Source organism: Collinsella sp. AM09-41, from assembly GCF_003473245.1.
Lineage (GTDB): Bacteria > Actinomycetota > Coriobacteriia > Coriobacteriales > Coriobacteriaceae > Collinsella.
Map to the genome: position 1 here is coordinate 138,242 of NZ_QRMJ01000003.1, position 10,211 is coordinate 148,452.

The 10,211-nt window shown below is 62.4% G+C and carries 7 protein-coding genes and 1 tRNA gene; all 8 read left to right on the top strand.

The window, feature by feature from the left end; translation table 11 throughout:
• Positions 1-45: 45 nt before the first annotated feature.
• The 8 genes from infB (at position 46) to DW112_RS05165 (ending at position 10,176) form a co-directional block, all read left to right on the top strand.
• Positions 46-2,760, top strand: a complete 2,715-nt coding sequence (gene infB, locus DW112_RS05130; RefSeq protein WP_118328477.1) for a translation initiation factor IF-2 — start codon at positions 46-48, stop codon at positions 2,758-2,760.
• An 11-nt stretch (positions 2,761-2,771) separates the two neighbouring features.
• On the top strand, positions 2,772-3,182 hold the full coding sequence (gene rbfA / locus DW112_RS05135) for a 30S ribosome-binding factor RbfA (protein WP_118328478.1): 411 nt from the start codon (positions 2,772-2,774) through the stop codon (positions 3,180-3,182).
• Positions 3,175-4,218 (top strand): bifunctional oligoribonuclease/PAP phosphatase NrnA, encoded by a 1,044-nt coding sequence (locus tag DW112_RS05140; protein WP_118328479.1) that lies wholly within the window; start codon positions 3,175-3,177, stop codon positions 4,216-4,218. Before rbfA ends, DW112_RS05140 begins: the two co-directional genes overlap by 8 nt.
• 15 nt (positions 4,219-4,233) lie before the next feature.
• Entirely contained in the window at positions 4,234-5,166 is a 933-nt protein-coding gene (truB, locus tag DW112_RS05145; protein ID WP_117564812.1) for a tRNA pseudouridine(55) synthase TruB, read from the top strand.
• Positions 5,163-6,170, top strand: a complete 1,008-nt coding sequence (gene ribF, locus DW112_RS05150) for a riboflavin biosynthesis protein RibF (RefSeq protein ID WP_233545866.1) — start codon at positions 5,163-5,165, stop codon at positions 6,168-6,170. Before truB ends, ribF begins: the two co-directional genes overlap by 4 nt.
• Positions 6,163-8,271: a DNA primase gene (gene dnaG, locus DW112_RS05155; protein WP_118328550.1), complete on the top strand. Its 2,109-nt coding sequence runs from the start codon at positions 6,163-6,165 to the stop codon at positions 8,269-8,271. The genes ribF and dnaG overlap by 8 nt, the downstream gene beginning before the upstream one ends.
• A gap of 110 nt (positions 8,272-8,381) precedes the next feature.
• A complete protein-coding gene (gene rpoD / locus DW112_RS05160; RefSeq protein WP_055286388.1) occupies positions 8,382-9,731 on the top strand; it encodes an RNA polymerase sigma factor RpoD in 1,350 nt (449 codons plus the stop codon).
• 370 nt (positions 9,732-10,101) lie between these two features.
• Positions 10,102-10,176 (top strand) — tRNA-Asn (locus DW112_RS05165).
• Positions 10,177-10,211 lie beyond the last annotated feature (35 nt).

Here is a 10,211-nt window from a genome sequence, read left to right on the forward strand (position 1 = left end):
CAGTCTCTAGGCACCCAAGGTGCCAGAAAGGGTAGGTGAAGTCATATGGCAAAAGTCCGTGTGTCCACCCTGGCCAAAGAGTTCGGCATGACCTCCAAGGAACTGATGGGTCATCTCGCCGATATGAAGATTCCTGCTAAGTCCGCTTCCTCCACCTTGGAGGACGCCTATGTCGCCATGGTCCGCAAGCAGCTCGCCTCGGTGATCGAGGCCCGCGCTCAGGAAGTCGAGGCCGCCAAGCAGGCCGAGGAGCAGGCAGCTGCCGCCGAGGAAGCCGCCCGCGCCGCCGAGGCCGAGCGCGAGCGCATCGCCGCCGAGAAGGCACGCGAGGAGGAGCGCCGCCAGTTTGCCGCAGCCCAGGCTGCCGAGGAGGCTGCCCGCGCCGAGGCCGAGGCCAAGAAGAAGGCCGAGCAGGAGCGCCTTGCTCGCGAGAAGGAGGAGGCTGCCCGCGAGGCCCAGCGCCGCGCCGTTCCCGCTTCCGACTCCGGTTCGCGCTTCCGTTCGCTGCTCGACCAGATCGCCGCACAGGAGACCGTGCTCAAGGAGAAGAAGGACGCCGAGGACAAGGCCAAAGCTGAGCGCGCCGCCGAGCGCGGTAACCGTCGTGGCGGCAACAACGACCGCCGCGGTGGCCGTCGTAACGATCGCAACGCCTCTGACAACAAATCCGAGCGCAACGCCTCCGAGAGCCGTCCGCACAGCCATCGCACCAACGCCAGCAACAACGTCGCTGCCGGCATGGACTTCCCCAACCCCGATAAGCAGGGCAAGGGCAAGAAGCGCAAGGGCGGTCACAACAACGAAGAGGACCACTACAGCCGCATGGCGCGCGAGGCCGAGGAGTACAGCCGCGAGAAGGTGCTCGAGGAGGCTCGTGCCGCCGTCGAGGAGGCCTCTCGCGAGTCCACCGGTCGCCGCAAAAAGCGCAAGGAGAAGCGCGAGCGCGAGGCTGCCAAGGCTCAGGAGGAGCGCAAGATAGAGGAGGCGCTGGCCCAGGGCGTGAACCCCGAGGACCTCGACGCCATCAAGGTCTCCCAGGGCGTTACGGTCCAGGAGCTCGCCGAGGCGCTCGACGTTCCGGCCAACGACATCATCAAGCGACTGTTCCTGCTGGGTACGCCGCTTACCATGACGCAGTCCATGTCCGATGACCTTGTCGAGCTCGTTGCCGACGACCTGGGTCGTCAGATCAAGATCATCACCCCCGAGGAGGAGAACACCTTCTCGTTCTACGACGATCCCGCCGACCTTAAGCCGCGCGCCCCGGTCGTCACCGTCATGGGCCACGTCGACCACGGCAAGACGAGCCTCCTCGACGCCATCCGTCACACCGGCGTCGCTGCCGGCGAGGCGGGCGGCATTACCCAGGCAATCGGCGCTTCGCAGGTTATGATCAACGACCGCAAGATCACCTTCATCGATACCCCGGGCCATGCCACCTTTACGGCCATGCGTGCCCGTGGTGCCAAGGTGACCGACATCGTCATTCTGATCGTGGCTGCCGACGACGGCGTCATGCCCCAGACCGTCGAGTCGATCAACCACGCCAAGGCCGCCGGCGTACCCATCGTCGTCGCCGTCAACAAGATCGATAAGCCGGGCGCCAACCCCGACCGCGTGCGCCAGGAGCTCACCGAGTACGGTGTCATCCCCGAGGAGTGGGGCGGACAGAACATGTTCGTCAACATTTCGGCCAAGCAGAAGATCGGTATCGACGATCTGCTCGAGACCGTGCTGCTCCAGGCCGACGTGCTCGAGCTCAAGGCCAACCCCGACACTTTTGCCTCCGGTAACGTCCTCGAGGCTAAGCTCGACAAGGGCCGCGGCTCGGTCGCTACCGTGCTCGTGACCCGCGGTACCCTGCACGTGGGCGATACGCTGGTCGCCGGCCTCACCTACGGCCGCGTCCGCGCTATGCTCGACCCCAAGGGCCGCGCCGTCACCGAGGCCGGTCCCTCCGACGCCGTCGAGATCCTGGGTCTGCAGTCCGTACCCAACGCCGGTGACGAGTTCCGCGTGTTCGAGGACGAGCGCGAGGCTCGTGCCCTTGCGGACGAGCGTTCGCTCAAGGCCCGTATCGAGGAGCAGAGCCGCGTCAAGCACGTCACGCTCGAGAACCTCTTTGAGACCATTGCCGACGCCGAGGTCAAGGAGCTCAACCTGATCATCAAGGCCGACGTCCAGGGTTCCATCGAGGCCCTTCAGGACTCGCTCGACAAGATGGATCAGTCCGAGGTTCGCATCAACACGATCCACTCCGCCGTTGGTGCCATCAACGAGACCGACGTCGTCCTGGCCGACGCCTCCAACGCCATCATCATCGGCTTTGGCGTCCGCCCCGACGGTAAGGCGCGTTCCGCCGCCGAGCGCGAGGGCGTCGAGATCCGTTGCTACGACGTCATCTACAAGTGCCTCGAGGAGCTCGACGCTGCCCGTATCGGCATGCTCAAGCCCACCGAGGTCGAGGTCTCCACGGGTACCGCGACCGTCCTGGACACCTTCAAGGTGCCCAAAGTCGGTATCGCCGCCGGTGTCCGCGTCGAAGAGGGCGAGATCGCCGCGACCGATTCCGTGCGTCTGGTGCGCGACGGCATCGTGGTCTTCAACGGCAAGATCGCCTCGATGCGCCACTACAAGGATGAGGCCAAGAGCCTCAAGAGCGGTTCCGAGGGCGGCATTGGCCTGGAGAACTTCCAGGACATCAAGCCCGGCGACCAGATCGAGGGTTACCGTATCGACCAGGTTGCCCGTACCGAGTAGGGGGTAGCGCTATGAAGCAAACGCAGGCAACCCGCCGTCTGGGCGAGCAGCTTCGCGAGAAGCTCGGTTATATCCTGCTCTTTGAGGTTTCCGATCCGCGTCTCGACCTGGTTACTTTGACCGCGGTCGAGGTCGCGGTGGACCGTTCGTTCGCGCGCGTGTACGTGTCGTGCGATGCGAGCCGCTACGACGAGGTCATGGAGGCGCTCGCAAGCGCCAAGGGCCGTATTCGCAGCCTGTTGGCTCGCTCGCTCGATTGGCGCGTCATGCCCGAGCTCGATTTTCGCATCGATCGCTCGACCGACGAGGCCGAGCGCATCACGCGTGCGCTGGAAAACGTTCCCGCCACGCTTGCGATCGAAAAGGACGAGGACGGCTATCCGATAGCGGATGCCGCCCAGGAGGCAGCTTTAGATGACTAATTCCGCCGACCTCGCCTCGTGCGAGTCTGCAGATATTCAGCGACGCATCCTCGAGCTCATCGAGGGTGCGTCCTCCATTGCGATTTCGGGACACACTTCTCCCGATGGCGATGCCTTGGGCTCCGTTTTGGGTCTGGGCCTTTCGCTCATGAAGTTTTTCCCCAACAAGGACATTGCGCTGCTGCTGGCAGATGATGACCCAGTTCCGCGCATCTACCGCTTTATGGAAGGCTCCGATCGCCTGACGCCGGCATCTGCGTACACCGGCAATCCGGACCTGTTCATCTCGGTGGACGTGCCGGTCGTCGAGCGTCTCAATAATTCCGCCGAGGTGCTTCGTCGCTCCAAGCATGTGGTGTGCTTCGATCACCATCCGGCGCGCGAGGAGTTTGCCGAGCTCAGCCTGAGGCGCGTCGAAGCTGCAGCCTGCGCCATGATCATCGACCGCTTCTTGGACAATTGCGGCATTGTCGCACGTGATGGCGTTGCGACCTGCCTGCTGTGTGGCTTGGTTACCGATACCGGCCGTTTTCAGTACCAAAACGCCGATGCAGCCGCGTTCCATGCAGCCTCGCGTCTGGTTGCCCACGGTGCCGATCCGGCGCGTGTGGCACTCGAGGTTTACCAGAGCATGCGCGTTGAGTTTTTGCACCTCAAGTCCATCGTTATGGGCCGCATTAAGACGGTGGCCCACGGGCGCGTCGCGTATAGCTACGCGTACCAGAGTGACCTTGAGGCCTGCGGTGTCACCTCGGATGAGTGCGACGGTCTGGTTGACGTGGTGCGCTCGGTGATGGGCGTCGAGGTCTGCCTGTTCCTGAAGGGCATTGAGGGCGATACCAAGGTGCGCGGCAACCTGCGCTCCAAGGGCGACCTCAACGTGTCCGAGATCGCTGCTGCCTTTGGCGGAGGCGGACATCCCGCTGCCGCCGGTTTCTCCAACAACGGAACGATTCTCGAGACGCTCACCGTGGCACTTCCCATGCTGGCCGAGCTGGTAGGGGAGGATCCCGCTTCGGTGACCGTCGAGCTTTAACTTTTTGGATGGTACATGGCTCGTCGTACGCCTTCTCAACTGAATATGCTGCTCGCCGTCGATAAGCCGGTGGGCTGCACGTCCCACGATGTGGTCTCGCAATGTCGGCGCGCCCTCCATGAGCGTCGCGTCGGCCATGCCGGCACGCTCGACCCCATGGCATCGGGTGTCATGGTGGTGGGCGTGGGGCAGGCCACCCGTCTGCTGGGTATGCTCACACTCGATACCAAAAGCTACGTCGCCGACATTTCGTTTGGCGCCGAGACCAATACCGATGATGCGGAGGGCGAGGCCGTCCGCACCGTGGCTGTTGCCAACGAGCTCCGCGATCCTGCCTATGCCCGTGAGCGCTTGGCCGCCATGCTGGGTCCGCAGATGCAGGTGCCGCCGGCGTTTTCGGCCATCTCGGTCAATGGCGTTCGCGCCTACAAGTCTGCTCGTGAGGGCAATGCGGTGGACCTACCTCCGCGCCCTGTCGAGGTCTATGCCGCCGACCTGATCGCTGTGGGAGGCGAAGGTGATACGTGTGTGTGGACCGTGGCGTTCTCAGTGAGCAAGGGTACCTATATCCGTGCGCTCGCTCGCGACTTGGGCCGCGCCTGCGAGAGCGCCGCGCACATTTCCGCGCTGCGCCGCACGGCCTCCGGTGTTGTTTCCATTGGCGCTTGTCATGCGGTCGAGGAGCTTTCTCCCGAGTCCGCGGCTGGCTTTGCCCTGGATCCCATTGCGGCCCTGGGCGCCACGCGTGTTGACTTGCCGGGCAATCTTGCCGACGATCTGCTCTGCGGCCGACGCATTCCCGTTGAGCGTGCGCTTGCCGATTTCGATGCCTCGAAGGCGCCTTTTGCGTTGGTGCTCGATGGGGGACTCAAGGCGCTCGCTCGCATTGAGGGCGGCCGCTTTGTCATGGAGCATGTCTTTCCGCAGGCCATCGGCGGTGTTCGATGATGTTGTCCGCTCGCGAGCTCGCGCGTATCTTTTTCGCGGTCGAGTCGGACGAGGCTCACATCGTTACTGCCGATGCGTTTGATAAGTGTGAGCACCTGGGTGCTGCCTCGATCGCCATTGGCGTGTTCGATGGCGTGCACCGTGGACACCAGGAGCTCATTGCGGCGCTTGTCCGTGACGCCCGCGCCCATGGCTGTAAGGCGGTCGTAGTTACCTTCGATCCCGACCCGGACGTCGTGGTGAGCCCTTCGCCCGCTCAAAAATTGATGACGACGGCCGACCGTCTGCATGCCCTGGCTCAAACCGGGGTCGATGCGGTGGTGGCCGTTCCCTTTACGCCTGAGGTTGCGGCGCTTGACCATGTTGATTTTCTCTCGCTGGTGTCGCGTCTGGTCGACATTCGATCGATTCGCGTTGGCAGCGACTTTAGGCTGGGTCGTGGCGGTGCTTCTGGTGTTGCCGAGATGCGCGCCTGGGGTGCCGAGCGCGGCGTTGACGTATACGGGCACGACCTGCTTTGCGAGGGCGGTGAGGCCATTTGCGCCACCCGCATTCGTCATGAGCTGGGACAGGGCCATGTGGAGCTTGCTGCTGAGTTGCTCGGCCGCCCGTATATGGTGCGCGGCGGTGTTATTCGCGGCCGTCACGAGGGTTCTGGCATGGGCTTTCCCACGGCAAACCTACAGGTTCCCGACGGCATTCTGGTGCCTGCCGATGGCGTGTATGAGGGCCTGGTGCTGGTTAACGACATCGTGTGGCCCGCTGCCGTTAACGTCGGACTGCCGCCGACGTATGCCGACGATGCGGCATCTGCGCATCTCGAGGCCAATTTAATTGGTTATACGGGCGACCTGTACGGCGCTTCCGTTTCGCTGGCGTTTACGCGCTGGCTGCGTCCGTCGCGCGTGTTCGATTCGCTGGATGAGTTGATCGCGACCGTCGAGGGTAATATCGAAGATATTCGTCACAACTTGGGCGAGCAGGGGGTGAGTGTCCGTGATTAGTGATGAGGAAAAAGACCAGGTACGCGCTGCGTCCGACCTAGTTGCCATCGTGCAGGAAACGGTTGAGCTCAAGCCCCGCGGCCATGAGTTTTGGGGTTGCTGCCCCTTCCATGGCGAAAAGACGCCGTCCTTCCACATTATTCCCGCCACGCAGGTGTGGCATTGCTTTGGCTGCGGCGAGGGTGGCGACGTCTTCACCTATATCATGAAGCGTGAGAACCTGAGCTTTCCCGAGTCAATCCGTTATTTGGCCGATCGCGCGGGTATTGAGCTGCACGACACCGGAGACCGCCGCGAGCGCGGTACCAAGCGTGCCCGCATCTACGATCTGTGCGCCGAGACCGCCCAGTTCTATCACACCATGCTTATGCGCGGTAAGGACGGCCGTCCGCGCGAGTACTTTGCCAGCCGCGGCATGGGTGGCGACGTCTGCCGCCGCTACTGCCTGGGCTTTGCGCCTGGCCGCAACGCGCTGGTGTCGCACCTGTCCCAGGCGGGTTTTACCCCGCAGGAGATGATCGATGCCAACGTTGCCGTGAGCCGCGGGCGCGGGCAGCTTGCCGACCGCTTCTACGACCGCGTGATGTTTCCCATCTTTGACGAACAGGGTCACAACATTGCCTTTGGCGGTCGCATCATGGGTGACGGTCAACCCAAGTACCTCAATACCGCCGAGACGAGTGTGTTTCATAAAAAGCGAAACCTCTATGGCTTTAACTGGGCCAAGGAGTTTATCGTCGCGCAGGATACGGCCGTCGTGGTGGAGGGCTATACCGACTGCATCGCCTGCTGGGAGGCGGGGATCAAAAACGTTGTCGCCACGCTGGGCACCGCGCTCACGGAGCATCACGTCAAGACGCTCACCCGCTTTGCCAAGCGCATCGTGTATATGTTTGACGGCGATGCCGCCGGTCAAAAGGCCGCTCGCCGTGCAATTCAGTTTATCGAGCAGGATTCTATGGACCTGCGCTGCGTGGTGCTGCCCGACGGTAACGATCCCATGGAGTTCATCACGGCGCACGGCGGAGGGGAGCTGCAGAAACGCATTGACGCCGCCGAGCCGCTCATGGACTTCGTGTACCGTTCGCTGCAGGAGTCGAGCGACATCTCCACGCCGGGCGGTCGCGCCAAGGCGCTGGAGGATGCGCTCACGCTTATCTATCCGCTGCGCGACAGCTATATGATCGACACGTACTTTATTCAAATTGCCGACCTGTTGGGTTTGGATCTGGAGACAGTGCGTGCGAGCTCGGGCCGTGTGTTTCGCGATGTCGCCAAGCGCGAGGATGCGGAACGACGTCGTGAGCAGAACTATGAGCGCCAGCGGGCACAGGCTGAGCGCTCTGGTAGCGCGGGCGGTCGGACGTCTGGTTCGCAGGGGGCATCTCGCGGTGCTTGGGCATCGGGCGCGACGCCGCCTGTGTCCGCGCCGGTCGAAGAAGAGCCGTATGACTACGTCCCGCTCGATGCCTACGGCGCCGCGCCCGTGGAGGTCGTCGACGACCTGCCGCCGATCGACGCGCCTGATGGTATGGGTGCTGTGCCTGCGACTGATGGTTCGGGTGCTCCGGCTGCGGCGGCGCCGATGGTTCTTACTGATCTTGAGCGTAAGTCCTTGGCAGGGGAGCGTGAGCTGCTGACCATGCTCACGAGCTACCCCGACCTGTTCCGCACGTATGCCGACCGCATCTGCTCTATCGAGTGGGTTGACCCACGTCACGAGTCCATCGCATGGGCCGTTCTGGCAACGCCGCCGGGAACCGATCCTGCAGCCTGCATGGATGCGGCGCGCTCGGTGTGTCCCGAGGCGGCAACGCTTGTGAGTGCCGGGCGCATCTCGGCGACGAGCAAGCACCCCACCGAGACGAACATCGTGTTTATGCTCGATACGCTCGAGCTCTACACCATCAAGCGCCGCATGCGTGCCGCACAGGCCAAGCTACGCCAGGACCGTTCGCTCGATGATGAGGCCCGTCGCGCGCTGACCGTGCAGGCCGCGCAGGATTCGCAGCGTCAACGCGAGCTGCAAAAGTCGATCGGCGGCGTGGCGGACCCGTTCCGTTTGATCGGTCTGGAGGTCGCAGGCACCGAACAGGCCTAGATGTTGTGGTCAACCAGCGTATTCTCGCCTATATCCAGTCCTCTTTTTGGGTATAGACGTCGATGTGTGTGCTAAAGTATTGAGTCCTGTGGACTATGAAGGGAGAATCTGTGCCAAAAAAGACTGAGAGCACGGGTACTGGGCTGGAATCCTACGTTGCAAAGCTCATGGGCAACGGCTCAAACAGGACTTCGGTAACCGAGGACGAGATTCAGGTCGCCCTGAAGGATATCGATGTTTCTGACGAGCAGCTCACCGCGGTGTATTCCGCGCTGCGCAACAGCGGCATCCAGATTATCTCCGCGAGCGGTAACGACGACGCCCCCATGGACGTCGACGATGACGATAACGATACCGATACCGACGATTTCGATGACGACGACGAGCACGATTCCGGCTCGCTCGACGATCACGAGCTCAAGATGGCCCGTCAGGCCGATGCCGAGATGGGTTCTTCCAAGAGCAAGAAGAAGCGCACCGTGCGCACGTCCCGTTCACGCTCCCGCGTGCGTGGCATCGATGCCTCCACGGTGATGCTGACCGGCGATCCGGTTCGTATGTACCTCAAGGAGATCGGCAAGGTCGACCTGCTGACCGCCTCCGAAGAGGTCGATCTGGCCATGAAGATCGAGGCCGGTCTTGAGGCCACCGAGAAGCTCGAGGCTGCCGATGCCGGTGAGCTCGAGCTCACGCGTGCCGAGATGCGTCGTCTTACGCGCATTGAGAACGTTGGCCTCGAAGCCAAGCAGGCGCTCATCAGCGCAAACCTGCGTCTGGTCGTCTCCATCGCCAAGCGCTATGTCGGCCGCGGCATGCTGTTCCTTGACCTGATCCAGGAGGGCAACCTCGGTCTGATTCGCGCCGTCGAGAAGTTCGACTACCAGAAGGGCTTCAAGTTCTCCACGTACGCCACGTGGTGGATCCGTCAGGCCATTACGCGCGCTATCGCCGACCAGGCCCGTACCATCCGTATTCCCGTGCATATGGTCGAGACTATCAACAAGCTCGTCCGCGTGCAGCGCCAGCTCCTTCAGGATCTGGGTCGCGACCCGACCCCCGAGGAGATCGGTGCCGAGATGGACATGAGCGCCGACCGCGTCCGCGAGATCCAGAAGATCTCGCAGGAGCCCGTGTCGCTCGAGACCCCCATCGGCGAGGAAGAGGATTCCCAGCTGGGCGACTTCATCGAGGACTCCCAGGCTATCGTTCCGCCCGATGCTGCCAGCTTCTCCATGCTGCAGGAGCAGCTCACCCAGGTGCTCGACTCGCTTGCCGATCGTGAGCGCAAGGTTATCGAGCTGCGCTTTGGCCTTGTCGACGGGCATCCCCGCACGCTCGAGGAAGTCGGTCGCGAGTTTGGCGTCACGCGCGAGCGTATCCGCCAGATCGAGTCCAAGACCCTGGCCAAGCTCCGCCACCCCAGCCGCAGCAGCAAGCTCAAAGACTACATCGAGTCTTAGGGTTACGGCGTTCTACCGAACGCCGTAACTGGCCGACGCTGCAAACCCGCCAGAGCGGCAATCTGCCTTTCAACTTCGGCGGCATGACCAAAAGGTCAATGCCGCCTTGTTTCAAGGCACCTTGCTCGCTCTGGCGGGTTTTCGCTGTCCGTCCTCTATCTGCGGCGTTGCTATGGCTGTCAGTTGTGCGACAGTTTGGGGGTGGTTATTGGGGACAGACTTAAATGAGTAGTCGTTGGGGACGTTCTTGAATGACTAGTCGTTTAAGAACGTCCCCAATGACTAGGCGGAGAAAAATTCTTAAAAAAGTTCTTGCCCTGCGCTGATTCGTCCGTATAATAAACTTCGTTGCTTGAGAGCACGCACCTATTCCTCGGTAGCTCAATGGTAGAGCACGCGGCTGTTAACCGCGCTGTTGTAGGTTCGAGTCCTACCCGGGGAGCCAGGTTGTAAAACCCGTCGCTTATGCGGCGGGTTTTT